The sequence below is a fragment of the Amycolatopsis sp. CA-211722 genome (genome assembly GCF_056828465.1).
On sequence record NZ_CP184752.1, the window covers coordinates 6,087,243 to 6,112,465 of the forward strand.

The following is a 25,223-nucleotide window of genomic DNA, read 5'->3' on the forward strand; positions in this document are numbered from 1 at the left end:
ATGAAGCGAACCCGGCGGTGGGGCCTGCTGGCGCTGGCCATGGTGACCCTGCTCGGCAGCCCGGTCCCCGCGAGCGCGGCGCCCGCGCCGGTCACCGCCGACAACGGCGCGAAGGTCGTCGAGGAGACCTGGCTGGACCCGCGCACCGTCGACCTCAAGATCAGCTCGCCCGCGCTCGGCACCACCGGAATGGTCCGGCTGCTCGTCCCGGCGGGGTGGGCCGCGCAACCCACGCGGACCTGGCCGGCCTTGTTCCTGCTGCACGGCTGCTGCGAACCGGTCGACTACCGTTCGTGGGATCACTTCACCGACGTCAAGGCGTTCACCGCGGACAAGGAGGCCCTCGTCGTCATGCCGACCGGCGGCCCCGCCGGGATGTACACGAAGTGGTGGAACTTCGGTCTCAGGAGCACTCCCGACTGGGACACCTTCCACACCCTGGAGGTGCGGCAGATCGTCGAACGCGGGTACCGGGCGGGTACGCGGCGGGCGATCGCCGGACTGTCGATCGGCGGGTACGGCGCGCTCGCTTACTCCTACAAGCACAAGGGAATGTTCGCCGCGGCGGCGTCCTACAGCGGGGTGCCGAACACCCTCAACCAGGGCGCTCCGCTGTTCATCCAAGGGATCCTGGCCCGCGCGGGGATCTTCAACTACCTCGAACTCTGGGGCGACAGCTGGGGAATGCGCCCGATCTGGACGGCGAACAACCCGTACGACAACGCCGACGGCCTGCGTGGCACGGCGCTGTACATCTCGTGCGGAAACGGCAGGACCGGCCCGCTCGACCCGCCGGGACAGTCCGACATCTTCGAACCGCAGGCGCTGGCTTCGTCGGTGAGCTTCACGGATCGGTTGCGGGCCAAGGGGATCCCGGCGACCGTCGACTACTACGGCGACGGCACGCACAGCTGGCCCTACTGGCAACGGGCGCTGCGGAACTCCTGGCCGGTGCTGGCGGGCGGGCTCGGCCTGTGAGGTGACCGAACGCCGCACTCGCGTGATCGAAGGCGTAACTCACGTGATTGAAGGCGTAACTCGCGTGATTGAAGGCCGCACATCGTGTTACGCCTCCAAACACGCGAGTCACGCTTCCAAACACGCGAGTCACGCTTCCAAACACGCGAGTTACGCTTCCAATCACGCGAGTGCGGCGTCTGATCACGCGAGTCACGCGCCAGACCCTCGCAAGGTGTTGCGAAAGCCACTTTCGCAACCTTCAACGTTGCGAAAGTGGCTTTCGCAACGTCGGCCGGTGGGCGCGGTGGCGAAATGAGACGCCAGCGCTTGCCGGGTGTGTCGCGAAAGCCACTTTCAGGACATCAGACGTCCCGAAAGTGGCTTTCGCGACGCCAGCGCACCGCAGGTCGGTCATGGGCAGCCGCATCGAGAGGACTAAATGCGTCAGCCGGCGATCAGTTCGGCGAAGCGTTCCGGGCTCACGTTTCCGCCGCTGATGATCACCCCGACCCGCCCCGAAGCGGGCACCCGGCCGCTGAGCAGCGCCGCGAGCCCGGTCGCCCCGCTCGGCTCGAGGACGAGCTTCAGCCGCTCGAACGCGAACCGCATCGCGTCGCGGACCTGGTCGTCGGTCACCAGCGCGATGTCGTCGACGAGCCGCCGGTTGATCGAGAAGGTCAGCTCGCCGGGGATGGCGGCGGCCTGGCCGTCGGCGATGGTCCGCGGCACCGGGATCGACACGCGTTCCCCGGCGTCCAGGGAGCGTTTGGTGTCGTCGCCCTCGGCGGGTTCGACGCCGACGACCCGGATGCCGGGCCGCACAGCCTTCGCGGCGGTCGAGCTGCCCGCGATCAGGCCCCCGCCGCCGACCGGGACGACGAGCGTGTCCAGGGACTCGGTGTCCTCCAGCAGCTCGAGCGCGGCGGTGCCCTGTCCCGCGATCACGTGTGGGTGCTCGTACGGCGGGATCAGCGCGAGACCGCGATCGGCCGCCAGCGCCTCGCCGATCGCGACGCGGTCACCGGTGTAGCGGTCGTAGGTGACGATTTCGGCGCCGTATCCCGCGGTGGCGTCCTTTTTGGACTGCGGGGTGTCCTCGGGGATCAGGATGACCGCGCTGCTCCCGAGTTCCTTCGCGGCGAGCGCGACGGCCTGGGCGTGGTTGCCCGACGAGTACGCGGCGATGCCCTTGGCCAGCTGTTCCGGCGAAAGGCGCGAAGCGGCGTTGTACGCGCCACGGAACTTGAAGGCCCCGACGCGCTGGAGGTTCTCGCACTTGATGAAGACCTCGGCGCCGACGAGCTCGTCGAGGGTGCGGGAACGCACGACCGGGGTCCGGTGCGCGACCCCGGCCAGGCGGGCGGCCGCGTCGCGGATGTCGTCGATGGTCACGGGGGCGGTCATGATGCTCCTTGATCACGGATTTCGGCGAGATAGTTGTAAGCGGAGGCGCGGGAGATCCCGATCCGGGCCGCGACCTGGGGCACGGCCCGCCGCACGGCGAAGACGCCGCGCGCGTGCAGGCTGCGGAACAGGTCGAGACGTTCTTCGCGGCTGAGCGCGCTCCAGGGTTTGTTCAGCCGGAGTTGATGCCCGTCGACGATCGCGTCCACCACCGCGTCGACGTCGTCGCCGAAGGTGGTGGTCGGTGTTTCGGCCGCGGTGCCGACGTCGGCGAGTTCGCCGACCAGGGTCCGTAGCTGTCCCAGCGCGGTGACGTCGAGGTTCAGGCACAAGGCGCCGAACACCGAGCCGCCGCTGTCGCGCAGCAGCATGGTCGACGATTTCACGAGCTTCCCGGACGCCGTCCTGGTCACGTAGTTCAGCTGGTCTTCGGCGTCGTCGCCGCGGGCGAGCAGGCCCATGCCGATCTCGCTCATCGATCCGCCCACGGTGCGGTCGGTGACCGATCCGGCGATCGCGACCACCGACTTCTCCGGGCGGCGGAAGTCGTGCACCACGACCTCGCAGAACGAGCCGAGCGTCGCCGCGATGCCGTCGGCGACCGGCGCGAGTGCGTCGAGGATCGCGTCCTGCTCAGACATCGCGTACTCGGGCGAGGGCTTCGACCTCGACCACGCCGCCGTAGGGCAGCGACGCGACCCCGACACAGGTCCGGGCGGGCCGGGGCTCGGCGAAGAACTCTTCGTAGACCCGGTTGAGGCCGTCGCGATCGGCGATGTCGGTCAGGTAGACGACGACCTTCGCCACGTCGGCCCTCGTCGCGCCCACCGAACGCAGCGCGGCGTCGAGGTTGGCGAAGGCCCGCGGGCATTCGGCGCCGAATCCGCCGGGCACCAGTGCGCCGGTCTCGGTCACGCCGAGCCGGCCGGACACGGAAACCAGGTCGCCGCTGCGGAAGGCCGGTGGGTACGGATGCTCGTTGGTCACGAGACTGACTGTATAAGCGCTGGACGGAAAGTCCAAAAGAATTTGCGGTGACCTACCACTCACCTGGTGAACGCGGTGTTACTCGCGGGTAGTCTCGCGGGTTAACGGGCTTCACTCGGACGAGCGACCCCTGTTTCATGATCGTCAAATGGCGGTGAACCGCCTTGTCCGGCCTTCGCTGATCAAGGCAGCCTCTTCGGCGTGCGGTCCCTGTCCGCACATCCACAGCCGAGAGGATGGACACCATGCGCGACACCCAGAGCACCACCCGCCGCTGGACGAAGCGGGGCCTCGCGGCCGGTCTGCTGGCGGTTCCGATGCTCGCCGTCTTCGGCGGCTCGGCGTCGGCGGCGGAACTCACGCCGATCGCCGAGTACCTCGACAGCACCATCGCCGGCCTGTCCGCGTCGCTGGTCGACGCGCTCGCGGCGCTGCTCGGCGTGGGCTGAGCCTGCCCCGAGGTGTCAGGAAAGGGGCGTTCAGGACGTTTTCCGTCCTGAACGCCCCTTTCCTGACATCGCTCAGACCACCTCGAAGTTCGCCATCATCGCCATGTCCTCGTGTTCGGCGTTGTGGCAATGGAAGACGTACCGGCCGCGGTAGCCGTCGAAGCGGGCGATGACCTCGACCGACTCGCCCGGCGCCAGGTCCACGGTGTCCTTGATGCCCCCGTCGAACGGGCCTGGCGGACGTCCGCCGCGCGAAAGGATCCGGAAACCCACCAGGTGCAGGTGCACGGGATGGTGGATGTCGGCGACGAACCGCCAGATCTCCGTGTCACCGAGGCGCGGGCTCGCCGACATCACGTCCGGCGAGAACGGCTCCCCGCCGATCACCCAGCCCGCGCGGCCGTGGACGGTGCCCGCCCGGAACGAGAACTCGCGCGTGGTCACGGCCTGTTCGCGGGGGAGCGGCACGATTTCGCCGAGTTTCGCCGGAACGCGGCTGTCGTCCGCCGCACGGCGCGCGACGACGAACCGCATGACGTGAGCGGTCGAGCCGGTCCCGAGCCGGTTCGCGAGGGTGACCTCGGTGCCGACCGGGTACCGGCCGAAATCGACGACGAGGTCGTACCGTTCGGCCGGGGCGATGGGGAGATGGTCGTGTTCGCGCGGCGCGTCCAAGAGGCCTTGGTCGGCGCCGATCTGCACGAAACCGCCCCCGCCGGGCGGCGGCGGGTCCAGCGCCAGGTCGTAGCGACGGGCATTGGAGCCGTTGAGCACCCGCAGGCGGTACTTGACGGCCGCCACCTCGTGGACCGGCCACGGTGCGCCGTTGACCAGGATGACGTCGCCGAAAACGCCTTCCACGTAAGCACTTTCCACTCCCGGTGTGGTCCGCAGGGTCCGGTCGAGGGAGGGATAGGCGAAGGCGCCGTGCTCGTCGAAGGACCGGTCGGCGATCATCAGCGGCAGCTCACGCTCCCCGGACGGGAGCCCCAGTGAGTCCTCCTCGTCGTCGCGGATCAGGTGGAACCCGGCCAGGCCCCGGTACACGGCCGGACCGGTGAAGTCCATGCGATGGTCGTGGTACCACAGCGTCGCGGCCCGCTGCCGCAAGGGAAAGACGTAGTCGCGCTCCCCGTTCGAGATCCGGGCACGCGCGTCGGTCATGCCGTGCCCGGTGTGCGCGGTGGTCCAGCCGGACCGCGGCAGGACGAGGTCGGTCGGATAGCCGTCGGAGTCGGCGGGCGTGTGCCCACCGTGCAGGTGGACCACGGTCGGCACGGGAAGTTCGTTGCGGTGGCGCGCCACGACCGTCCGGTCCCGCCGCGACTCGATCGTCGGACCGGGGAAGATCCCGTCGTAGCCCCAGACCGGTGTCCGGACGCCGGGCAGGATCTCGGCCGTGGCCGCCCGCTGGGTGATGGTGTAGTGATCGGCGTCGGCGGTCCTTTGTGGACGCAGCACCGGCGGGATCGGCAACGGTACCCGGAATGGCTCCGGCAACGGGAGCCCGCTGCGCAGCAACTCACCGGTTCCCGGGGCGCCCTGCGCGAGCAGGCGGGGAGCCGCGATCCCCGCGGCGACGAGGACACCGGCCCCGCCGGCGAGCCCGAGGAAGGTCCGGCGGGGCAGCCGCCCGCTCATCGGGCCACCCGCCACGTCTGGGGCCGCCAGACGGCGATGGTCGTCAGCACGGTCGCGGTGACCAGGGTGACGCCGAGGGGGATGTGCAGGTCGAGCGCGCCCGCCATCCCGGCGAGGTACTGGCCGGTCTCGCCCAGTGCGAGCAGCAGGCTGATCCAGAACAGCCAGCGCGGTCCGCGGACCAGCCACAGGACCAGCGCCGCCAGGATCTGCGCGTACGCCAGGTACGACACGGCGTCGGCGCCCCAGCGGTGGAGCCAGAGCATGTCGTAGTCGCCGCCGAGATAGCCGCCGGCGAACACCGGCTGGCCGATGATCGCGACGGCGTGGGCACTCACCAGCACCCGGTTCACCACCAGCGTCCCGTTCGCCTTCCGGCTCGGGCTGGTCAGGGTTTCACTCACGGGACCGAACGTAGGAGCCGACGCCTTATGCTGTCCAAGACAAGATCGGTTATCTGTTCATAACAGGCGAGGTATCAGCAGTGGATCTTCTGGCGCTCCGGTACTTCCAGACGGTCGCCCGGCTCGAACACGTCGGCCGCGCCGCCGAGAAACTGCGTGTCGCGCAGCCCTCGCTCAGCCGGACCCTGGCCCGGCTGGAGAACGAGCTCGGTGTCCCGCTGTTCGACCGGCACGGCCGACGGATCCGGCTCAACCGGTTCGGGGTCGCGTTCCTCGGCCGCGTCGACCGGGCGCTGGCCGAACTCGACGACGCCCGTCAGGAACTGGACGACGCCGCCGGGCTGGACCGGGGCACCGTCGCCGTCGCGGCCGAAAGCCTGCTCGCCCTCACCGAACCGCTTCGCACCTTCGTCCCCGCCCATCCGCTGGTGGACCTGCGCCTTTCCCAGGCATCGGCGGTGGGGATGGCGGAGAAATTGAGAGCCGGCGACGTCGACCTCTGCGTCACGTCACAACCCTTGACAGGTAACGACATTCGCGGCCGGGTGCTCCTCGACGAGGCGGTGATGCTCTGCGTTCCCGCCGGGCACCGGCTCGCCGAGCGCGGCCGGGTCGGCCTGGCGGATCTCGAGGGCGAGCCGTTTCTCACCACGCGGCCCGGTTACTGGCAGCGTGCGCTCGTCGATCGTCTTTTCGCGAAGGCCGGGCTCGAACTGCACGTCGTCTGCGAGGGAGACGAAGCCGCGGTGCTCTTCCAGCTCATCGACGCGGGGCTCGGTATCGCGCTGGTGCCTTCACTGGGATTGCGTTCCGTCAGCGGTACGAAGGTGGTCTGGCTCGACGTCGACGATCCCGAATGCCGCCGTGTACTCAGCGTCGCCTGGCGCGAGGACACGTACCTTTCCGTTGCCGCCCAAAGGTTCCGTGAGCACCTGGTCGGCCATTTCCACGCACGGGCCGTGCCCCGGTCGCGGTGACCGGGGCACGGCGGCGTGCTTACGGGTTGAGCGTGACGCTGTAGGCGCTCAGCGCCTCGCCGATCGGCTGGTAGTACGAAGTGCCACTGCCCTTGCCGGAGGTGATGCCGAGGCCGACGCTGCCGGAGAAGAGGCAGCCGCCCGAGTCGCCGGGGTTGGCCAGCGCGTTGGTCTGGATCAGCTGGTACACCGAGCCTTCGGCGTAGTTCACCGTGACGTTCAGCCGCTGCACCGAACCCGACGTGAGCCGCGTGGTGCTGCCGCTCTTGCTGATCCGCTGGCCGACGGTGGCGGTTCCGGCGGAGGCGATCCGCTGGGTGGAGCCGTTCCACAGGGTGACGGCGCCGGGGGCGCTGCCGGTGGTGTTGCGGATCAGGCCGTAGTCGTTCGTCGGGAAGCTGGCGCCCTGCGACGGTCCCACGTTCCACTGCGAGACCGCGCGGGTGCAGTGGCCGGCGTCGAGGATGTAGTTCTGGCCGCCGCGGTTGGTGTTGAACCCGACCGAGCACCGGGTGCCGCCGCCGGTGATGGCCTCACCGTTGTAGATCGCGGTGTGCATCTCGCCGGTGGTCCGCTCCACGCGCACGCGGTCGCCGAGGGCTTCGGCGGCCTTCACGAGGGCTTCGGCGCCTTTCGCCGCGTCCGAGATGGTCAAGACCACCTGATTGGCCTTCGGGTCCAGGCCAATCGACGTGTGCGCGACCGACGGCAGCGCCTGCAGGGCGTTCTGCGCCCCCGCCAGCGCGGCACTGGAGTGCTTGACCACCCGGGCCTGCGCCCCGGTCGCGGTGACCTGGTCCGCGGCGGCCTGATCGAGGACGTTCACCACGGGCTTGGCGGCGTCGTCGAGGTACCCGTCCGCGGCACGGGCGCCGAGCGAAGCGGTGACCTTGTGCAGCTTCTCGACGCTCGCCGTCTGCGTCCGGAGGAACTCGACGGCGGCGGCCTGGCTGATCCCGGCTTCGGCGGCGAGGGACGTCACAGCCTCGTGCTGCACCGTGGGGGAGTAGCCCGCGATGGTGGTGGCGGTGGCCGTGGACGGGGCGAGGAAGCCGATGACCGCGGCCGCGGCCACCATTGTCGTGGCGGTACGGGCTAAGGGGTTTGTGCGCATACCGGTGTCTCACTTTCGCGAGGGGACATCCAGCGCGAGGGGTGGCCGCACTGGACACGGTGGGATAGCCGGGCACGGCCAAGTCGACCCGGCGCCGGTGATCCGGTTCCGATCATGGTGATCCGCCGCCGCGGTGGCGGATACCGACTTTCGTTGGACAGGAAGAAAAATAGGTATCCGCCGGTCGGCCTACCGACGGATACGCGCACAGCAAACGCGCGACTCGCGTGCTCAGACGCGTCATTCGCGTGATCAGGGGCGTAACTCACGTGATCGGACGCGGAACTCGGGTGTGCGGCCTCTGATCACGCGAGTTACGCGTCTGATCACGCGAGTTACGCCTTTGATCACGTGAGCGCGGCGTCGAGGGCCAACCGGGCGAAGCGCTCTCCGATGAGCCGATGCGTGGCCGCGTCCGGGTGCAGGGCGTCGGGCAACGGCAGCTCGGCGTGGTCCGCCTCGCCGTACAGTTCGAGGCCGTCGAGGTAGCGCAGGTTCGGGTCGTTCGCGCTCCGCTCCTTGACGATGCGGGCGAGTTCGTCGCGGATCACGGTGAGCGTCAGCTTTCCCGCGGCGGTCTCCGCGGGATCGCCGGTGGCCCTGAACCGCACTGTCCCCTCACGCAGGGCGTCCGGGTCGAACTCGCCCGGCCCCGGCGTGTGTTCGTGGATGGGGCAGTGGATCGGCGAGACGACCAGCAACGGCGTGGCGGGATGGCCTTCCCTGATGGTGTCGAGGAAACCGTGCACCGCCGGGCCGAACGCGCGCAGCCGCATCAGGTCGGCGTTGACGACGTTGATGCCGATCTTGACGCTGATGACGTCGGCGGTGGTGTCGCGCATCGCGCGGGCGGTGAACGGGTCGAGCAGGGCGCTGCCGCCGAAGCCCAGGTTGACCAGATCCATCCCGGCGAGGGCGGCGGCCGTGGCGGGCCACGTCCCGGTCGGGGTCGCCGCGTTGGAACCTTGGCTGATGGAGCTGCCGTGGTGCAGCCAGATCCGGCGCCCGCTGGACTGTTCACTGTGGACGGACGCGTCGGTACGCAGGGCGACCAGCCGGGTGGTTTCGTTGTGCGGCAGCCAGATCTCGACGCGCTTGTCGTGACCGGGCAGGCCGTCGAACCGCAGGGTGCGCACCGGGCCCGCGACGTGCCGTGCGGCGCCGGTGGCCAGGTCCACGCTGATCGTGTCGCCGTCGGCCACGCTCGCCTGGCCCGCGAGCCTGCCGTCGGCGAGCAGTTCGTAGACGCCGTCGGGCCGGGGCGGCGCGCCTGCGAAGACCCGTTTGGTGGCCAGGACGTCGAGTTCGACGATGGACGCGGTGGTGCGGAAGACCAGCCGCACCCCGGACGGCTGTGCTTCCGCCATGGTCAGCTGGCCGTCGGGGATCTGCCGCCTCGCCCACGCGGGCAGCCGGTGGGGGAGCGCGCCACGTGCGGTGGATTCGAGGTCGAGCGCGCCGCGGACGAGATCGGCGGTGATCGGGGTGGTGAGCATTCTTCCGTTCATTTCGTTCGAGGCCAGGCGCGCAGGAGGACGTCGAGGGCGTCGAGGATCTCGGCCCAGCTTTCCTGCGAGCCCGGGGTGCTGTGGCTGAAGCCTCCGGCGGCCTCCAAACCGACGAAGCCGCTGAACACACTGCCCAGCAGCCGGACCGCGTGCGTCTGATGAGGTTCGGCGAGGTCGTAGCCCCGCAGGATCGCCCGCGTCAGTTCGGCGTGGCGGACGCCGGCGCTGGTGGCCGCCGTGTCCGGCGCGAGCCGGAACCTCGCGGCGGTGAACCGGCCAGGATGTTCGAGGGCGTAGTCGCGGTGGACGTTCGCCAAGGCGATCAACGCGTCCTTGCCCGCCAGGCCCGCCACCGCGGTGGCGGCGAGATCGGCGAGCTCGGCCAAGGCCAGCAAGGCGATCTCGGTCTTCAGCTCATGGGCGTTCTTCACGTGTGAGTACAGGCTCGCCGTCTTGACTCCGCACCGTTTCGCGAGCTCGGTCGGGGTCACGTGCTCGAAGCCGACCTCGTCGGCCAGCTCCGCGCCCGCCCGGATCACCCGTTCCGTCGTCAGCCCCGCTCGCACCATGGTCGCCACCGTACCATAGTCCATTTGGGAGTTGCCTAATAGGTTTAGGAAATCGAAACCTGGGTTCGGTAGCGCAGGGCCCGGCACAGGCTGTGCTCATGCCGCTCACCCATATCCGCGGATTCCTGACGGGGATCATCAGCGGGACGACCTTGTGCGCGTTCATCGTTGGCATCGTCATCGAGTACGTTCCGCTGATCGTCGCGGGCGTCGGGCTTCCCGTCGTCTACGGGATCCTGCTCCACCTCGCCGGAGCCCCGCGACGCGCTCGTGAGGCGAGGATCGTTCCGGTCGTCGCGCTCGCGAAGGTCGAAAGCCTCCGTGCCGGGGGAACCGAGACCGGGGACATCCCGGTCGACTTCGTCTTCACCGTGGCCCCCGACGGCATGGCGACGTTTCGGTTGAAGGTCGCCCACAGCATCAACCTGGTCGACATCCCGAACTACCGGCCGGGCGACGTCCTCGTCATCCGGTACCCGCCGGACCGGCCGTGGAAAGCGGAGATCGTGGAGCGGCCGTCTCCGTCGTGGGAACGCCGCGCGGCCGAAGCGACGATCGAATCCGCTCCGGAGTCGAGCCTGGTGCGGGAACCACCGGAGGGCTGCGGGTTCGCCGCGCTCGCCGTCCTCGGGTTCGTGCTCGGCGCCGCGCTGGTGCTGTTCCTGTTCCGTGCGGAGCTGTTCGCGCCGGAAGAGCCCGCCAGGGCGGAAGAAACCCAGTCCGGCGTGACCACGTCCTCCTCGGGATCCGCGACCGTCGACGTCAGCCGCTCCCTGCTGGAGGACGGGGAACTGCGCCGGGTGATCGACTCACTGGCGCAAGCCGCAGACGTATCGCAGGTGATCACCGCGGTCGTCGAGGACCGGCGGCTGACCGTGGTCTTCGCGCCGACGGGCGCCCAGGTGCCGCGGTTCGACCTCCGTGCCCTGAAGGCCGACCGCGTCCCTGCCCTGGTTCGCCGGGCGAAAGAGACCATCGACGTCGGGGAACCGCGGTCGTGGCAGGTCACGATCGTCCCGTTCGGCACCGCCGTGAGCACCCGGGTGATCGTGACCGGCCCCGACGGCAGTGGCTCACTCGCGGACGGTGGCTGAAGCCGATCCGTGCTTTCCCGGCGCGGCGCTGCCGGAGTACTCGCCGAGATCGGAGATCAGCGAGGTCAGCTCGGCGTCGTCGTCGTACCGGCGCTGGTGCAGTTCGGCGATCTTCGCGCCCATCTCCGGATCCGGATCGTCGGTGACGTCGAACGACGCGAACCTGTCGACCAGCGGCAGCCCGACCCGGTCGGTGTTCCGGTGTGCAGGGTGCATGAGGTACTCCCAGTACCCGTCGAGGTCTTCGATCGCGAAGACGGCGCCCCATTCGTAGTCGCCGCCGAAATCGCGGCCGACGACGAAGGACTTCACCGACGGGATGACCCGGCCCTGGTTGCGGAGGCTCTCCAGCGCTTCCTCGACCTGCTCCGGGGAGGCGCCGGGGCGCAGGGTGAAACGGTTTCCGTGGTAGATCATCGTGCTTCCTTTCGGTTGATCCGGTTCAGGAGGAGCGCGGCGAGTGCCGCTCCGGCGCCCATGGCGGCACCGGTCCAGGTGAACGCGCCGGCGATGCCGATGCCCTGGACGAGTGGCTGGACGACGATCGGGGACAGGAACTGCCCGAGGAAGATCCCGGCGACCAGGCCACTGAGCACGCGGCCTCGGTGCGCGGGATGGGCGAGCTCGGCCAGGCGCAGATTGAGGTTCGGGACGACGAGGCCGACTCCGAAGCCTCCGATGAGCAGCCCGGCCACGACCTGGACGACGGTGCCGGCCGTGCCGATCACCAGCCAGCCCGCGCCCATGAGCGCGACGCTGGCCGTGGTGATCGCCGTGGGGCTCGAACGTTCACGAAGGCGGGGGAACACCAGCGCGCCGGCGACGCTGGTCAGCGTGCTCCCGGCGACCACGGCCCCGACGACGACGGGACCGCTGCCGAACCCTGCCAGCAGGAAGGGCAACTGCGTCGGCGCCATGTAGAAGGCCAGCGTCACCACCAAGGCGAGGACGTAGACGCCGATGACGTGAGCGGGCAGCCGGGTCCGCGGGCTTTCACCGGCCGCAGGCCTGCTCCGGACCGGCTCGCGGAGGGACACGATCGCGAAGATCGCCACGACCGCCGAGACCGAGTAGATCCAGAACGGCGCCTGCCAGCTCACGGTGGCCAGCACCCCCGCCAGCGGCAGGAAGACGACCCCGCCGAGACTCGCGAAAGCCTGCTGCAACCCGAGGAACGCGGCGCGGCGCTCCCCGGAGAACCAGTCGGTGATCAGGGTGCTGACCGCGGTCATGATCCCGCCGACGGCCAGCCCGAGCCCCACCCGGGTGATCAGCAGCAGAACCAGGTCGTCCACGAAGAATCCGGCCGTACCGGAGATCGCGTAGAGGCCGAGGCCCGCCAAGAGCAGCGGGCGGCGTCCGGCACGGTCGGCGACGATCCCGGACAGCGGCGCGCTGATCGCGATCGCGAGGGAGGTCACGGTCAACGTCAACCGCACGAGCAGATCGGAGCCGGGGGTAGCGGAGAAGACCTCCCGCATCGCGGGCAGGCTGGGCGCGATGATCGCCGCGGCCATGATGGTCAGCGGTGCCGCGGCCAGCACGGTCGCTCGGGCTCGCCGCGTCGGTGCCAACGTGTTCGTCACCCCACCAACCTCGTGGCGGGACACCGGGTTTCGCGTCGGTGAAAATCGCCTATCTCCGCCCGTCCTCGGTAGCGTGCGAGGCATGACCGACGAGATCCTGCCCGCCATCGCCGGAGAGATCCTCACCGGGGAAGCCGCCTTGTCCGTCGCGGGAAAGGACTGGGGGAACCTGATCCACACCAGGCCGGGGCTGGTCGTGAGGCCGGCCTCGGTGACCGACGTGGCCGTCGTGCTCAGGTTCGCCGCCGCGAGAGGACTGCCGGTCGCCGCCCGCGGAGCGGGGCATTCGCCGTACGGGCAGGGGCAGGCGGAGGGCGGGATCCTCCTGGACATGACCTCGCTGCCGCCACACCGGGTGGTCACCGGTGATCTCGTCTCGGTGGACGCGGGCGCCCGCTGGCGGGAAGTGCTGGAGGCGACCTTGCCGCACGGGCTGGCGCCTCCCGTGCTCACCGACTACCTGGAGCTGACCGTCGCCGGCACCCTGGTGGTCGGCGGGATCGGCGGCGCCACCCACCACCACGGCACGCAGACCGACGGTGTCGTGGAACTGGAGGTCGTCACCGGTGCCGGAGAGGTGATCACCTGCTCGCGCGAGAACGAGGCGGACCTGTTCGACGCGATGCTCGGCGGTCTGGGGCAATGCGGGGTGATCACCCGCGCGACCCTGCGGCTGACCCCGGCCCCGGCACGGGCCCGCCGGTGGAAGCTCTACTACGACTCGCTTCCGGCGTTCTTGGCGGACCAGCGCGCCGTCGTCCGTGACGGCCGGTTCGGCTACGTGGAGGGCCAGTTGATCCCCGTCGGCGACGGCTGGCGGTACATGCTGGAGGCGGTCGCCTGCTACTCGCCGCCCGCCGGGCCGGACGAGTCCGCGTTGCTGGACTCGCTCACGTTCGTCGAATCCGAAGACGAGGACACGGTGTACTTCGACTTCCTGAACCGGATGGCCGACGGGGAGGCGGCCTTGCGGGCCGAAGGAAGCTGGTTCCATCCGCATCCGTGGCTGAACGTGTTCCTCACCGACGACACGGTCGAGCGGTTCGTCGCCGAAACCCTCGCCGCCACCGGCGAACGCGAACTCGGTGCCACGGGCCTGATCCTGCTCTACCCGGTGCGGAACGACCGATTGAAGACTCCGCTGTTCACCGTGCCGCCAGGGGAGCTCTCCTGGCTGTTCTCGCCGCTGCGTGTCGGCTCGCCCCGCGATCCGCTGCACAACGCACGTCTGCTGGAGCTCAATGTGGACCTCTACCGGAAGGCACGCGACCTCGGTGGGAAGGTCTACCCGTCGAACGCGCTGCCGATGTCCACAGAGGACTGGCGCGCGCATTTCGGCGAGGCCTGGCCGAAACTCGCCGACGCCAAGGCCCGGTACGCGCCGGGGAACCTGCTCAACCCCGGCCAGTGCCTGCGGGTGCCCTGAGGTCCGCGGCCACTGGTAGAAATGTCCGATGCGGGATTTCTTCAGGGGTTTCCAGATGTTCGGGCAAGGCCTGGGCATCCTTCTGCGGTCGCCGAGACTGCTGCTGATCGGCGCGCTTCCCGCGTTGCTGACCACGCTGCTGCTCATCGGCGGCATCGTCGCGCTGGCGTTCTGGATCGATGATCTCTCGCTCCTGATCACCCCGTTCGCCGACGACTGGTCGCCGGGCTGGCAGACGACGATCCGGGTGGCGGTCGGCGTCGCGGTGTTCGGAGCGGTGCTGGCCATCGCCATGATCGGCTTCACGGCGATCACCCTCGCGGTCGGCGGGCCGTTCTACGAGCACATCGCGGAGAAGGTCGAGGACGATCTCGGCGGCGTGCCCGGCGCGGTGGACCTCTCGTGGGGGCGCCTGCTGGTCATGGGCCTGAAGGACGGTGTCGCGCTCGTACTCCGTTCGCTCCTGTTCACGATCCCGCTGCTGATCGCGGGCTTCATCCCCGTGGTGGGGCAAACGGTCGTGCCGGTCCTGCTGGCCTTGGTGACGGCGTGGTTCCTCGCGCTGGAGCTGATCGCCGTGCCGTTCTACCGGCGGGGGATGGGCCTGAAGCAGCGGCGGCCGCTGCTGCGACGGCACCGCGCGCTCGCCCTCGGGCTGGGGCTTCCCGTGTCGCTGCTGTGCCTGATCCCGTTCGCCGCGCTGATCGTGATGCCGGTGGGTTTCGTCGGCGGCGTGCTTGTCGCCCGTGAGGTCCTCGCGGCGGAGGCGGCCTGATTCCTCGTGAGTGGTTCTCTTGACCCGTAGGGCGAATGTGGCGTGTTCGGACGCTTGCTGGATGCGGGCTTCGGTGTCGCGAAAGCCACTTTCGGGACACGTGACGTCCCGAAAGTGGCTTTCGCGACGTGTCCGAGCCTTCCGGCAGGCAGAAGGACCGCACCATCTGTGGCGAAGGGGACTTTCCTCGCGTGCGATGAGGGGAAAGCTCCCTTCACCTCGCCGAGCCCCCCGGAGCGCCGGTCCGTGAAGGCTGCCTTCCCCACCCTGAGAGTGAGGAAGGAGGCCTTCACGGACTCGCCGCCCGACAGGACACCTTTGCCCTACGGCTCAAGAGAACCGTCCTTACCACTCACGAGCGGTCCTAGCCGATGGGCTCGATCCAGATGTTGCGGAACCTCGGGTTCTCCCCGGGATCCCCGTGGTCCTGCAGCCGGATGGCGCCCGGCGCCGCGCTCTCGGGGATGCTGTCGCCCGTCCCGCCGTCGATCGCGACGTCGTTGTGGACCACGACACCGTTCCACACCACGGTCACCCGGGCGTTGTCGGTCTTGTTCCCGGCACCGTCGAACCGTGCGGCACGGAAGGTGACGTCGTAGGTCTGCCAGGTCCCGGGAGCCGTCGCCATGTTCCGGTCAGGTGCCTTCTTCGAGTAGATCGCGCCCGCTTCGTTGTTGGCGAGTGTGGTGTCCCCGAAGGATTCGAGCACCTGTAGCTCGTAGCGTTCCTGGAGGTAGACGCCGCTGTTGCCCCTGGCCTGTCCGGTGACCTCGGGCGGATAGTTCGGTTCGTTCCACTCGACGTGCAGCCGGAAATCACCGAACTGCTGTTTGGTGCGGATGTCCCCGCCGTTCGACTCCATCGCACCGCCGGTCACCGGCCAGGTCGCGGCGCCGCCCGCGCGTTTCTCCCACGCGTTCAGGTCGGTGCCCTTGAACAACTGGATCCGCCGCGACTCGGTCAGGGTGAGACTGTCGAGATTGACGTTGCCCGCGTCGCCCGTGTCGTAGCGATAGGAGATCGTGTTCGACCCGGCTTTCAGGTTCAGCGTCTCGGGTTGCGTGTTCCAGGTGTCCCAGGTGCCGGTACTGGCGAGCCGGACCTGTTTCACCTTCGTCCCGTTGACGTAGACGGTCACCGATTTGGTTCCCGGCGCCGGATCCGGGCCGTTCGAGTAGCGCAAGGCCGCGTTGTAGGCCCCGGACTTCGGCGCGTTCACGGTGAACGTCGTCGCGGCGCCCTGGTTCCAGTAGCCGTCGACGAATCCGGTGCCCGTGTAGCCGGCGTGGTTCGTGTTCGTCCCGGCGCCACCGCTCAGCGCGGCCCGCTCGGCCTCGTAGGTCGTGCTCGCCGCAGGCCCACCGACCAGCGAGTTCAACGTGTACCAGGCTTCGGTGCTCCACAGCGCCGCACCGGACTCCGCCGCGAACGGACGCGGCGACCGGACGTGGACCACGTGCCCGGCCTTCAATCCCGACATCTGCAGCGTGACCTTCTTGCGGTCGGCCGAGAGGCTCGCGGACGTGACGGACAGGGTCTGCTCGTCGATCTTCGGTCCGCCGTACGCGGAGGTCGGCTGGTAGCGCCATTGCTGAGCCTGGTACTTCGCCGCGAGGTTCTGCGCGGTCTCGGCCGACAGCGGCTGGGTGTACTCCAGTTCGAACCCGCCCGCGACGGCCCGCATGGCGCGGATGTCGAAGGCGTTCGTGCCGTTGGGCGTCACCTTCTGGAGGCCGTAGGCGAGTTTGCCGGGCTGGCCCCAGTTGCCGCCGCCGTCGATCCCGCCGGTGTAGATCGCGCCGTCGGGGCCGAGGCTGATCCGGCTGACACCCGACTCGAGGCCTTGGGTCATGCGGAAGACCGCACCCTGGTACTCGCCGTTGACCTTCTCCAGGAACGCTCGCTGGAGCCCGCCGTAGGTCACGTCGCCGTATACCATCTGCCCGGCGAACGGGCCCTTCGACAGCATGACCATGTTGCTCGGCGAGTTGGCGATCTCGTTGTGCGGCAACCACAACACCGGAGCGGTGACCGGTTTCGCGTCGAACGGGCCCGGGGGATTGGTGTAGTGGTTGAAGAAGCGGTCCTGCTTGACCCGGACGAGCTTGTTCGCCGGCAGCCAGCCGCCCTGGTTGTCCGTGACGAAGACGTCGCCTTCCGGTCCCCAGCCGATGCCGTGCGGGGTGCGCAACCCGCCGGCGACATAGGAAACCTTCCCGGTGGCCTTCTCGACCTTGATCGTCGTGCCGCGGTTCGGCGCGGGCTGCGGGTCGGTGGTGGCGCCGCCGTAGTTGATGGAGACGGAGAGGTTGGCGTAGAAGAAGCCGTCCTTGTACAGCAGGCCGAACGCGAACTCGTGGAAGTTGCCGCCGAACGGCCAGGTGGCCACGGTGCGGTAGTCGTCGGTCACACCGTCGCCGTTGGTGTCGTTCAGTTCGACGAGCCGCGTCTTCTCCGACACGTACAGCTTGCCGTCGACGTACTTGACGCCCATCGGTTCCTTCAGCCCGCTGGCGACGCGCTGGGTGCGGACCTTGCCCGGGTCGGTGTTCCCGCTGACGTTGCTCAGCAGGTGGACCTCACCGAGGACCTTGTCGGAGCCGCCCCACGTGGCGATGGCGAGCCGCCCGTCCGGCAGCCAGTCCATGCCGGTGACCTGCGGCTGGAATCCCTCGGGACGCAGATTCGTCAGCGTGAAGCCGGGGTGGACGCCGTTCAGCGGCAGGCCGTCACCAGGCGAATCCGTGGCACCTTCGCATTCCTTGCGTCCCGGCGAGGTCACCCGGACGACGTCGGCGTCGGTGCTGAGCACCGAATTCGGCACCAGCGCGAAGTCCGCCGCGCCCGGTGGCCGCCATTCGAGGGTGACCTGCTGGTCGTGGAGGTTGTCGAAATGGTCGATCCGCAAGGCGTGATACCCGGTGCTCAGCTGGACCGAACCGGTCGCGGGGGTCGCGCCGTGCAGGCCGTCGTGGTTGATCACCGGCTGGCCGTCGATCCGGAGCCGGGAGCCGTCGTCGCTGGTGAGCCGGAATTCGTATTGCCCGGCGGTGGTGATGTCGATGTTGGCGATGACCTCGGAAACGAACTGCTCGTTGAGCCCGAAGTCGGCCGTGGTGGTCCAGTTGATCGTCGGCATCAGCTTGTCGACGTTGGGAGTCTGGCCGGATTTGATCGCGCAGAGCTTCGTGAGCTCGCGCTGGAGGTCGTACGTGCGGAGCGTGACACCGGGTTGCTGGGGCGGGATGGCCGCTTCTGCCGGGGCTGTCACCAGCCCGGACACTGCCGTGACCAGCGCCAGCGAGGCGACGATGGACCGGCTGAAGCGCTTGCGGACGGACGGAAGCATCGTTGCTCCTCGGGTCGGCGGCGGAGCACCTCTGTGACGACGCTGAACCTAAGAGGACTTTCGGTTGAAGTCAACGAAAGTGTGTACGAAACGGACGAAAGTTAGGCCGAACGGTCTCTCGGATAGAGTTGCGGCCGGAGCGTGGGGAGGGCGAGTGACCAGGGGATCGGGCGAGTCCCGGCTGCGTTCGGCCGTGCTCACTCAGGCATGGGAACGCATCGACGGTGTCGAGGTCCTGTCGTCGGCCGACGGCGGCCCGCTGACCCGGACGATCAAGAAGATCATCGACCCGCTGGTCGTCCGCACCGCCGCGCGGCCTCGGCTCGGCCGTCCGGTGCTGGACCCGGTCGCGGCGGCCGAGCTGACGGAAACGCTGCTGGCCGACGAGGACAGGCTTCGCGCGACGGCCGCGTGGTTCACCCATCTCAAACGGCAGCGCCGCGCTCTGCGCATCACGGCGGGCAATGTCCAGGACGTGTGTTTCCCGCTGGCGTACGAATTGGCGACGGGTTTCGGCTCGCCGGGCCCGGACGCCGCGGAGGCCGCCGCGGCCGCGTTGCGGGAACTGCACGGTGAGGGCGGGACGATCGGCGTCGATCAGCTCACCGCGTACCTCTCGGATCCGCGGCGTTCGGCTGAGCTGACCGCGGAACTGCGGCGGCGCTGGCACGCCGAATCCGCCGGACCACAGGACGTCGCCGCGCTCCGGGCGTTCGTCGACGAACTTTCCGACTCCGCCTGGCGGGCTCTCGCCGAGTCGGCCGCCGGGCACGCACTCGGTCTCAGCCTGCGAGAGCCGGGCGGAGCCCGCGGCCTGAGCGAAGTCGTCCAAGAGATCTCCGGGCTGTGCGCACCGGATCTGGGTCTGCACCGCGGGGATCGCACCGTCGTCCCGCCGTTGAACCGGAGCGGCGAAACCGGCGACGAACTTCTGGAGCGCAGTGTCGAACGGCGGGTACGCGCGACCTTGCGCCGCCCCCCGCCGGCCGAGCCGGTTTCGGTCGAAGACCTCGTCGACGACGAACTCACCAGGGTCGCCGCCGGATTCGGGCTCGGCTTTCCAGCGCTGGCCGCGTGTTTCGCGCTCGGTGTCGTTCTGGCGCCCGCGCTGAGGCCACTCGACGGCGCGGCCCCCGCCGGGGTTCCCGAATTCGCGCGGCAGCTCAACGCGCAAGCCGCCCGGGAGGGGTACGTCCTGCACGCTCGTCGAGCCCTGGCCGGTGCCACGCCGCTCACTCCTCGGCCCGACGCCGAACTCCTGCGCGACCTTCGCGAGTTCGCCAAGCACTTCCTCGGCCGGCTCTGGGTCCGGCTGCACGGATTCGACGTCCGCGGCGACCTTCCCGCCGACGCCGCCGAGGTACGCGACCTCGTCACCGGCGTGGTCCGGTCCACTTCGCTGGATCTTCGGACGAAGGTGCGGCGCGCGCTCGTGGCCCGTCTGCCGGAGCTGGAGGCCGTGTCGTGACGCATCCGGTGCACACACCCGTCGTCGCGGCCGATGGTGCGCTCATCCGCTTCGCCCTGGCCGACCTTCTCGCCGGCCGGGCCGCCACGACGCGCATCGAACTCACCGACGCGGCGGCCGCCGAACCCTGGCTGGCCCGGCTCGTCGGCGCGGAAGCCACGCTCGCCGCGCTCGGCCGAGGCCAGGCGGACGTCGCCGCCGGCCCGGAACTGGGCAGGCTCGCCTTGCTGCTGTGGCTCCGTCGCTGGTGGCCCGCGGGCCCCTCGCTCGGGATCCCTTCGCTGGACCCGGCGTTGCTGGACCTCGAAACGGCGGTCGCGACGGCGGACGTGGAGGACCTCGCCGAAGGTCTTCTCGACGGGTTCGAAGCCTCCCCGGCCGAGCTGTTCGACGCGGCGATCGCGGACGGCACCCTCCTGGCGTCGGCCACGCCGGTCGCGGAGGAAGTCCGGGGACTGTGCGCGCGTCTCGCCGCCTGGTTCGACGACGAGGACGACGTCGTGCGCGCCGAGGCCGCGGCGGACATGTCGGCACGGCTGGAATCGGCGGCGCCCGGCCAACGTGCGTACGCGCTGGCCGCGGGCCTCGATCCGCTCCCGCCCGGTGAAGGGGTCCTGGCGAGCGGGCGCGCGAGCGTCGACTGGGCGCGGGTGCCACCCGGGATCCTGGACGCCGGGGAGGACACGGTGACCTGGCGGATCGTCGCCGCCCCGGCCGCCGCCAGGATCGAAGTCGTCGTCGCGGGCGCGTTCGCCGACGCGGCCATCACCGCGTTCGCGAGTCACGCGGGCGAGCCGTTCGCCGAGGTGCCGCTGGAGCTGGGCGTGGCGCGCTTCTCCGGCGCGGCGGAGCTGGACGAAGCCGCGACGAGGCTCGCCGCTGGCGTCCACAGTGGACAGATCGTGGTGGCTGTCGGAGTGACGGACGAGAGCGTCGCCGGGACCACGGTGGAAGACCGGGCGGAAGTGATCGCGCTGGTCCGGGCCCGCCCTCCGGCAGCGAGGACACTCGCCGAACGGGCGGCGGCCGCTTCCGCCGATGAGGAGTTCTGACGTGCTCGTCGGCATGCCACCGCCCCGGAACCGGCCGGACCGCCCGCTGCCGCCCGAACTGGGCCCGGCGACCTCGCACGGTTACAACTGTCGTTGCGTCGCGCGGCATTTCGGCCTCGACCCGGCGCCGTACGGTGAACTGCCCGCGTGCTCACTGTCCGAACGCCAGTACCGGAAGCTGCTCGTCGACGCGGTCAAGCTCCAGGACAAGGCCAAACGGCTCGCCGTCGCCCGCGACGTCGCCGGTGCCCACCGGACGTACGGCAAGCTGCGGGAGATCGCGCAGCGGCTCGACCGGACGGATCTGGACCTCGCCGCCGTCAGTGACCTGGCCACCGTCTGCTATTCCGCGGGCGACCTTCGCAACGCTCGTCAGTGTGCGGAAGCCGTACTCCAGGTCTTCAGGGTGAGCACCGTTGCAATTGTCCACTATGGACAGTACGTCGAGCTCCGGATGATCGAAGGCTCCCGTGAGGTCGCCGAACGCGTGCTCATCTCCCTGTGCACGGAGGAAGGTGACGTCGCCAAGGCGCGTGAGCTGATCGCCGGGCAACGCCGCCGGGCGGCGCTGCGCAAGGACGAAGGACCGGAACAGTATCCGCCCGAACTGCTCGACGTGCACGGCGCGGACGAGCTGGAACTGCGGATCTTCGACGTGCGCGTCCAGATCGCCGCCGGGGACATGGCGGGTGCGCGGGCCGCGATCGAGGAGATCCTGACGGCGCTGGACGCCATCGCGGAGATCGACGAGGTCCGCGCGCAGGTGGCGGCCCTGCGGGCGATGGCACGAGCCGAACGGGCCCGCGTCCGGCAGGCGGGTGGTGAAGACGCCGACGCGCGCGCGGATCTGCTGCGGCTGAGCGCCCAGCACGAAGGCCGTCCCCTGGCCGCCAGGGCGAGCATCGACCTGGCGGCCGACAGGGCCTTCGGGGGCGACCTCCCCGGAGCGGTCGCCGCGATCGTCGCCGCCCGCGACGAGCTCGCGGACGCGGGCCTGAACGGCGATGTCGCGGAGGCGAGCCACGCGCTGGGCACCCTGCTGCTGTACACCGGCGACGTCGCGCAGGCCAGGGAACAGTTCGACCACGCGGGAAAGATCTGGACGGCCAACGCCGACGTTCCGGGCCTGCGGCGTCTCGACGTAGCGCTGGCCCGGTGCGCGATGGCCGAAGGCGACTGGGCGACGGCGAGCGACCACGCGACCCGCGCCCGGGAGTCGGCGAGGACGGCGGGGGACTGGTCGGACCGCCTGCACACGGATTTCGTCGCGGCCACGATCGGCTTCGCGTACGGCGAAGACCTCCCGGCCGTGCTGGACCTGCTGCTTCCGCTGGCGCTCGCGGCGGCGGAGTACCGGTTCGAGTTCAGCTCGCCGCAGGCACGCACGGCCTGGGCTCGCGACGTCGCCGGTCCGGCGACGGAGATGCTGATGGCGCTGCTGGCCCGGCTCCAGGAATCGAGGCTGGCGGCGGAACTGATCGAGCGCACCTGCGCCGTCGGGGCGTACACGGGTGTGGAGGGGCGTTCGCTCGACCTCACCGGCGCCTTGCCCGCCCTCGAAATGAGCCCGGTCGCCGAAGGACTTCCGTTGGCGGCACTGGGTTCCGTGACGTCGTCCCTTCCGCTGCGGCTCGCCCCGCCGCCCGCGCTGCGGTGGTCGCCCTCCTCACCCATGGAGCTGGATCCGTGGCTCCGCCTCGCCGCCGAGCGGTATCGGCTGCCCCGCGCGGCCGCCGAAACCGTCGAGACCTGGCCGTCCGCGAAGCCCGGACGCGAGACGTTCCTCCTGCGCTACGCCGACGCCGGGCATACCTTCCTCACCTGGCGGACCACCGAGGACCTCGACACCGTCCACACCCATCCGATCGAATTCGCGCTGGTCGCGACCGCTCGTCAATACTTGGACGCCGCGTCCCCCACACCGCGCGAAGGCGAGAGCGTGGCTGACGCCGTCCGCCGCTCACTGAGCGAAGACGCCTTCGGCAGCTTCGCCGGTGAGCAACGCCTGGCGCGTGTCCTCGCTCTCAACCTTCTGCCCGCGGACCTGGTCGAGAGGCTGCGGCGCGCCGAAACCCGCCCGCTCCTGCGGATCCAGCCGTCTCCGAGCCTGGCCGGTGTCCCGTGGGGACTGCTGGCCCTGCCCGACCGGCGGGCGGGCCACGTGCTGGAGATCGACGAGATCGGCCTCTGTTTCGACGGTGACGAGCGCGTTCTCGACGTCGCCGACGTCTCGCTGCTCGCCCCGGCCGCGATCCCGCGCCGTCCGCCCGCCTCCGACGGCCCGCCGATCTACCTGCTCGACCCGCGGATCCCGGGCCAGAGCGCGTTCGGCGAGCTGGGCTCCGTGCTCGGCAAGCAGGATCCGGCGTCGCCGCTGATCCGCCACCTGGACGCGCGGCTCGCCGAAGGCCCGGTCCTGCCCGCCGCCGGACAAGGGCTCGATCTGGTCCGCCGCACCGACACCGACCGTCGTCTGCTGGCCGAACTCCTGACAGGTCCTTGTGCACGGCTGGTCTTCGTCGGGCACGTCAGCCGCGTCCGCGACGAGTACGGCGCGCAGACCGCGCTCCATCTGTCCTGTTCCGCCGATCTTCCCGGCACGGCCGCGCCGATCGGCGCGCACCGGCCGTTCACCGCCGCCGATCTGGTCCTGTCCGAAAGGGACACCATGCCCGCGCGGGTGGCGCTGATCGGCTGCGCCAGCGCGAGCGATTTCGGCCTGGCCGAACCGTTCGGCGTGCTGCTCGCCGCCGTCGCGGCCGGCGCGGGACTGGTCGCCGCCACGGTCTGGGCGCTGCCGACCTCCGCCGCCGTGCCCGGCGCGGACCCGATGTCCGAACTCGTCATCGCCGTCGACACCGCGCTCGCCGGGGAAGACCCGGTCACCGAACTCTGCGCCTGGCAGCGATCCCGGCTCGCCCGCTGGCGCGAGAAGCCCGAGCCTGCCGTGTCGCCGGTCTTCTGGGCGCCGCTGACCTGCCTCGACGCGACCGACGACGGCAAAACCTGGGTTCGGTAGCGCAGCACCCCGCCGAAGCTGTGTCCAGCACGAACGACACGGCGAAAGGCGGCACCCGATGTTCAAGAAGATCCGCGACAAGATCAACGAGGCGACGCAGCAGGGTATGGCGCGGGGCGCGCAGGACTTCCAGCGCCACGCGGAACAATTCCGGCAGGCGGCCGCCGCGCAGGGCCACGACATCACCCCGCAGCTGCCGACTCCCCAGCTGGCCGCGCAGGCCTTCCGGAACCTGAACGCCGACCCGGACATGGCGGCGTTCCTGGCCCTGCCGATGGACGAGCAACTGCGTCAGCAGCAGGAACTCCAGGCCTACGGCACCGAACTGCGGCGGCTGTACGACACCTGCGAGCCCGCCACCCTGGTGATCCGCGAGCTGGAGCCGACCGGCCGGAAGATCGCCGGGCAGGCGCAGTACACCGCGACCCTCGAGGTCACCCGCGCCGACGGCGCCACGTACCGGACGGTGACACAGCTGATCGCACCGCTGGCGACGATCCAGCAGTACGCGCCCGGCACCCGTCACGAAGCCCGCGTCGACCCGGCCGACCCGGGCAAGGTCGCCGTGTTCGGGCCGATCGGTTAGGCGGCGGCGATGTTCGGGACCTTCGAGTTCGGCCTGCCGGGAGACCCCCGCCAGAACCGCCGTCCCGGCCTCCGGCTCTGGCTGCTCGGCGTGCCGACGACGCTCGCGTGGGCGGCGGTCGGCTGGTCGGGCGCACTCGGGCTGCTGGACGGCTTCCGGTTGATGTCGCTGAACCGCGTCGACGCGTGGGGGGCCGACGCGGGCCCGGCGGTTTCGCTCGTCCTGTTCTTCAGCGTCTCGATCACGGTGGCCTCGTCGCTCGGGTTCGCGATGCTGTGGGGCGGCGGGATGTCCCTGAGAGGCATGGGCGTCGGCTTCCGGGCGAGCAGCCTCGCCGCTTCCCTCGGCATCGCGCTGGGCAGCGGCGCCGCGATCCCTTCCTGGACACCGCCCGAGTCGGTGGGGAAGCGGCTGCCGTCCGAACCCTGGACCGAAGTGGACTGGATCGTTTACTACGAGCCGTACCTCGTCCCGGCGGTGGCCGGGGTGACCGCGCTGGTCATGATCATGGTGCTGGGGCGCGCGTTCGTCACCAAGGCGGAGGCGGACGACCGCGCGCAGGCACTCGCTCAGACCGGCAGGCAGGTGCTCGGAGAGGTGCTCGGCGTCGAGTTCACGAACGTCTGGGTGATGGGGAATCCGCGGTTCACCGTGCAGGTCCGCTTCCCCGCGGACGGCGGCGAGCGGACCGTCGTGGCCACGATGATCACCCCGCCGTTGCAGGCCCCCGCCCGCGGTTCGACGGTGAAGGTCACCTACGACCCGCGTAACCCCGACACGGTCCAGGTGGATCCGGATCCGGCGGATCGGGCCGCCGGCGGAAACTTCGGTGCGTTCCTGCCTCCGCTGTTCTGA

General features: G+C 70.0%; 22 protein-coding genes. 11 read left to right on the plus strand and 11 right to left on the minus strand.

Annotated features, from left to right (window positions below):
• Positions 1-978 (plus strand): alpha/beta hydrolase, encoded by a 978-nt coding sequence (locus tag ACOCEP_RS28765; RefSeq protein ID WP_482332189.1) that lies wholly within the window; start codon positions 1-3, stop codon positions 976-978.
• 426 nt (positions 979-1,404) lie between these two features.
• On the opposite strand, the gene ACOCEP_RS28770 is transcribed toward ACOCEP_RS28765, so the two are convergent.
• The 3 genes from ACOCEP_RS28770 to ACOCEP_RS28780 are packed head-to-tail and all read right to left on the minus strand — an operon-like array spanning position 1,405 to position 3,351.
• The gene (locus ACOCEP_RS28770; protein ID WP_482332191.1) at positions 1,405-2,364 is read right to left on the minus strand and encodes a pyridoxal-phosphate dependent enzyme; all 960 of its coding nucleotides are present in this window, start codon (positions 2,362-2,364) and stop codon (positions 1,405-1,407) included.
• Positions 2,361-3,005: a helix-turn-helix transcriptional regulator gene (locus ACOCEP_RS28775; RefSeq protein ID WP_482332192.1), complete on the minus strand. Its 645-nt coding sequence runs from the start codon at positions 3,003-3,005 to the stop codon at positions 2,361-2,363. Before ACOCEP_RS28775 ends, ACOCEP_RS28770 begins: the two co-directional genes overlap by 4 nt.
• On the minus strand, positions 2,998-3,351 hold the full coding sequence (locus ACOCEP_RS28780) for a RidA family protein (RefSeq protein ID WP_482332193.1): 354 nt from the start codon (positions 3,349-3,351) through the stop codon (positions 2,998-3,000). Before ACOCEP_RS28780 ends, ACOCEP_RS28775 begins: the two co-directional genes overlap by 8 nt.
• A gap of 245 nt (positions 3,352-3,596) precedes the next feature.
• On the opposite strand from ACOCEP_RS28780, the gene ACOCEP_RS28785 reads away from it, so the two are divergent.
• Complete coding sequence (locus ACOCEP_RS28785; protein ID WP_482332194.1) at positions 3,597-3,800, plus strand: hypothetical protein; 204 nt, start codon at positions 3,597-3,599, stop codon at positions 3,798-3,800.
• Between the two features lie 72 nt (positions 3,801-3,872).
• Here the strand turns inward: ACOCEP_RS28785 and ACOCEP_RS28790 are convergent, their stop codons facing one another.
• Together ACOCEP_RS28790 and ACOCEP_RS28795 are read right to left on the minus strand one after the other, a co-directional pair.
• Positions 3,873-5,441 carry a multicopper oxidase family protein gene (locus ACOCEP_RS28790; RefSeq protein WP_482332195.1) on the minus strand — a complete coding sequence of 523 codons (1,569 nt, stop codon included), beginning with the start codon at positions 5,439-5,441 and terminating at the stop codon, positions 3,873-3,875.
• Positions 5,438-5,845, minus strand: coding sequence for a hypothetical protein (locus ACOCEP_RS28795; protein ID WP_482332196.1), 408 nt, complete (start codon positions 5,843-5,845; stop codon positions 5,438-5,440). Before ACOCEP_RS28795 ends, ACOCEP_RS28790 begins: the two co-directional genes overlap by 4 nt.
• Before the next feature lie 80 nt (positions 5,846-5,925).
• Here ACOCEP_RS28795 and ACOCEP_RS28800 point away from each other — a divergent pair, with 80 nt between their 5' ends.
• On the plus strand, positions 5,926-6,822 hold the full coding sequence (locus tag ACOCEP_RS28800; RefSeq protein ID WP_482332197.1) for a LysR family transcriptional regulator: 897 nt from the start codon (positions 5,926-5,928) through the stop codon (positions 6,820-6,822).
• Positions 6,823-6,841: 19 nt separating this feature from the next.
• Here the strand turns inward: ACOCEP_RS28800 and ACOCEP_RS28805 are convergent, their stop codons facing one another.
• The 3 genes from ACOCEP_RS28805 to ACOCEP_RS28815 all read right to left on the minus strand — a co-directional run bounded on the left by ACOCEP_RS28805 (position 6,842) and on the right by ACOCEP_RS28815 (position 10,013).
• Complete coding sequence (locus tag ACOCEP_RS28805) at positions 6,842-7,900, minus strand: S1 family peptidase (RefSeq protein ID WP_482332198.1); 1,059 nt, start codon at positions 7,898-7,900, stop codon at positions 6,842-6,844.
• Between the two features lie 383 nt (positions 7,901-8,283).
• Positions 8,284-9,432, minus strand: coding sequence for an SGNH/GDSL hydrolase family protein (locus ACOCEP_RS28810; protein WP_482332199.1), 1,149 nt, complete (start codon positions 9,430-9,432; stop codon positions 8,284-8,286).
• Positions 9,433-9,440: 8 nt separating this feature from the next.
• Positions 9,441-10,013: a TetR/AcrR family transcriptional regulator gene (locus tag ACOCEP_RS28815; protein ID WP_482332200.1), complete on the minus strand. Its 573-nt coding sequence runs from the start codon at positions 10,011-10,013 to the stop codon at positions 9,441-9,443.
• A 98-nt stretch (positions 10,014-10,111) separates the two neighbouring features.
• On the opposite strand from ACOCEP_RS28815, the gene ACOCEP_RS28820 reads away from it, so the two are divergent.
• Positions 10,112-11,107, plus strand: a complete 996-nt coding sequence (locus tag ACOCEP_RS28820; RefSeq protein WP_482332201.1) for a hypothetical protein — start codon at positions 10,112-10,114, stop codon at positions 11,105-11,107.
• Here the strand turns inward: ACOCEP_RS28820 and ACOCEP_RS28825 are convergent.
• Both ACOCEP_RS28825 and ACOCEP_RS28830 read right to left on the minus strand, forming a co-directional pair.
• Positions 11,087-11,524, minus strand: coding sequence for a Dabb family protein (locus ACOCEP_RS28825; RefSeq protein WP_482332202.1), 438 nt, complete (start codon positions 11,522-11,524; stop codon positions 11,087-11,089). The genes ACOCEP_RS28820 and ACOCEP_RS28825 overlap by 21 nt on opposite strands.
• A complete protein-coding gene (locus tag ACOCEP_RS28830) occupies positions 11,521-12,693 on the minus strand; it encodes an MFS transporter (RefSeq protein WP_482332203.1) in 1,173 nt (390 codons plus the stop codon). Before ACOCEP_RS28830 ends, ACOCEP_RS28825 begins: the two co-directional genes overlap by 4 nt.
• Positions 12,694-12,775: 82 nt before the next feature.
• Between ACOCEP_RS28830 and ACOCEP_RS28835 the strand changes: the two genes are divergently transcribed.
• Both ACOCEP_RS28835 and ACOCEP_RS28840 read left to right on the plus strand, forming a co-directional pair.
• Entirely contained in the window at positions 12,776-14,119 is a 1,344-nt protein-coding gene (locus tag ACOCEP_RS28835; protein ID WP_482332205.1) for an FAD-binding protein, read from the plus strand.
• Between the two features lie 28 nt (positions 14,120-14,147).
• Positions 14,148-14,894 carry an EI24 domain-containing protein gene (locus tag ACOCEP_RS28840; protein WP_482332206.1) on the plus strand — a complete coding sequence of 249 codons (747 nt, stop codon included), beginning with the start codon at positions 14,148-14,150 and terminating at the stop codon, positions 14,892-14,894.
• A gap of 364 nt (positions 14,895-15,258) precedes the next feature.
• Here the strand turns inward: ACOCEP_RS28840 and ACOCEP_RS28845 are convergent, their stop codons facing one another.
• On the minus strand, positions 15,259-18,243 hold the full coding sequence (locus ACOCEP_RS28845; RefSeq protein WP_482332207.1) for a 3-keto-alpha-glucoside-1,2-lyase-like domain-containing protein: 2,985 nt from the start codon (positions 18,241-18,243) through the stop codon (positions 15,259-15,261).
• 154 nt (positions 18,244-18,397) lie between these two features.
• Here ACOCEP_RS28845 and ACOCEP_RS28850 point away from each other — a divergent pair, with 154 nt between their 5' ends.
• The 5 genes from ACOCEP_RS28850 to ACOCEP_RS28870 are packed head-to-tail and all read left to right on the plus strand — an operon-like array spanning position 18,398 to position 25,223.
• A complete protein-coding gene (locus tag ACOCEP_RS28850) occupies positions 18,398-19,711 on the plus strand; it encodes a hypothetical protein (protein WP_482332208.1) in 1,314 nt (437 codons plus the stop codon).
• Entirely contained in the window at positions 19,708-20,763 is a 1,056-nt protein-coding gene (locus ACOCEP_RS28855; RefSeq protein ID WP_482332209.1) for a hypothetical protein, read from the plus strand. The genes ACOCEP_RS28850 and ACOCEP_RS28855 overlap by 4 nt, the downstream gene beginning before the upstream one ends.
• On the plus strand, positions 20,750-23,782 hold the full coding sequence (locus ACOCEP_RS28860; protein WP_482332211.1) for a hypothetical protein: 3,033 nt from the start codon (positions 20,750-20,752) through the stop codon (positions 23,780-23,782). Before ACOCEP_RS28855 ends, ACOCEP_RS28860 begins: the two co-directional genes overlap by 14 nt.
• Before the next feature lie 58 nt (positions 23,783-23,840).
• Complete coding sequence (locus tag ACOCEP_RS28865) at positions 23,841-24,368, plus strand: DUF3592 domain-containing protein (RefSeq protein WP_482332212.1); 528 nt, start codon at positions 23,841-23,843, stop codon at positions 24,366-24,368.
• Between the two features lie 9 nt (positions 24,369-24,377).
• Positions 24,378-25,223: a DUF3592 domain-containing protein gene (locus ACOCEP_RS28870; protein WP_482332213.1), complete on the plus strand. Its 846-nt coding sequence runs from the start codon at positions 24,378-24,380 to the stop codon at positions 25,221-25,223.

Excerpts from the sequence above, each read along its gene's own strand:
- ACOCEP_RS28765 (WP_482332189.1), top strand. The coding sequence starts at position 1 with ATGAAGCGAACCCGGCGGTGGGGCCTGCTGGCGCTGGCCATGGTGACC.
- ACOCEP_RS28770 (WP_482332191.1), bottom strand. The coding sequence starts at position 2,364 with ATGACCGCCCCCGTGACCATCGACGACATCCGCGACGCGGCCGCCCGC.
- ACOCEP_RS28775 (WP_482332192.1), bottom strand. The coding sequence starts at position 3,005 with ATGTCTGAGCAGGACGCGATCCTCGACGCACTCGCGCCGGTCGCCGAC.
- ACOCEP_RS28785 (WP_482332194.1), top strand. The coding sequence starts at position 3,597 with ATGCGCGACACCCAGAGCACCACCCGCCGCTGGACGAAGCGGGGCCTC.
- ACOCEP_RS28790 (WP_482332195.1), bottom strand. The coding sequence starts at position 5,441 with ATGAGCGGGCGGCTGCCCCGCCGGACCTTCCTCGGGCTCGCCGGCGGG.
- ACOCEP_RS28805 (WP_482332198.1), bottom strand. The coding sequence starts at position 7,900 with ATGGTGGCCGCGGCCGCGGTCATCGGCTTCCTCGCCCCGTCCACGGCC.
- ACOCEP_RS28810 (WP_482332199.1), bottom strand. The coding sequence starts at position 9,432 with ATGCTCACCACCCCGATCACCGCCGATCTCGTCCGCGGCGCGCTCGAC.
- ACOCEP_RS28815 (WP_482332200.1), bottom strand. The coding sequence starts at position 10,013 with ATGGTGCGAGCGGGGCTGACGACGGAACGGGTGATCCGGGCGGGCGCG.
- ACOCEP_RS28820 (WP_482332201.1), top strand. The coding sequence starts at position 10,112 with ATGCCGCTCACCCATATCCGCGGATTCCTGACGGGGATCATCAGCGGG.
- ACOCEP_RS28825 (WP_482332202.1), bottom strand. The coding sequence starts at position 11,524 with ATGATCTACCACGGAAACCGTTTCACCCTGCGCCCCGGCGCCTCCCCG.
- ACOCEP_RS28835 (WP_482332205.1), top strand. The coding sequence starts at position 12,776 with ATGACCGACGAGATCCTGCCCGCCATCGCCGGAGAGATCCTCACCGGG.
- ACOCEP_RS28840 (WP_482332206.1), top strand. The coding sequence starts at position 14,148 with ATGCGGGATTTCTTCAGGGGTTTCCAGATGTTCGGGCAAGGCCTGGGC.
- ACOCEP_RS28845 (WP_482332207.1), bottom strand. The coding sequence starts at position 18,243 with ATGCTTCCGTCCGTCCGCAAGCGCTTCAGCCGGTCCATCGTCGCCTCG.
- ACOCEP_RS28860 (WP_482332211.1), top strand. The coding sequence starts at position 20,750 with ATGAGGAGTTCTGACGTGCTCGTCGGCATGCCACCGCCCCGGAACCGG.
- ACOCEP_RS28865 (WP_482332212.1), top strand. The coding sequence starts at position 23,841 with ATGTTCAAGAAGATCCGCGACAAGATCAACGAGGCGACGCAGCAGGGT.
- ACOCEP_RS28870 (WP_482332213.1), top strand. The coding sequence starts at position 24,378 with ATGTTCGGGACCTTCGAGTTCGGCCTGCCGGGAGACCCCCGCCAGAAC.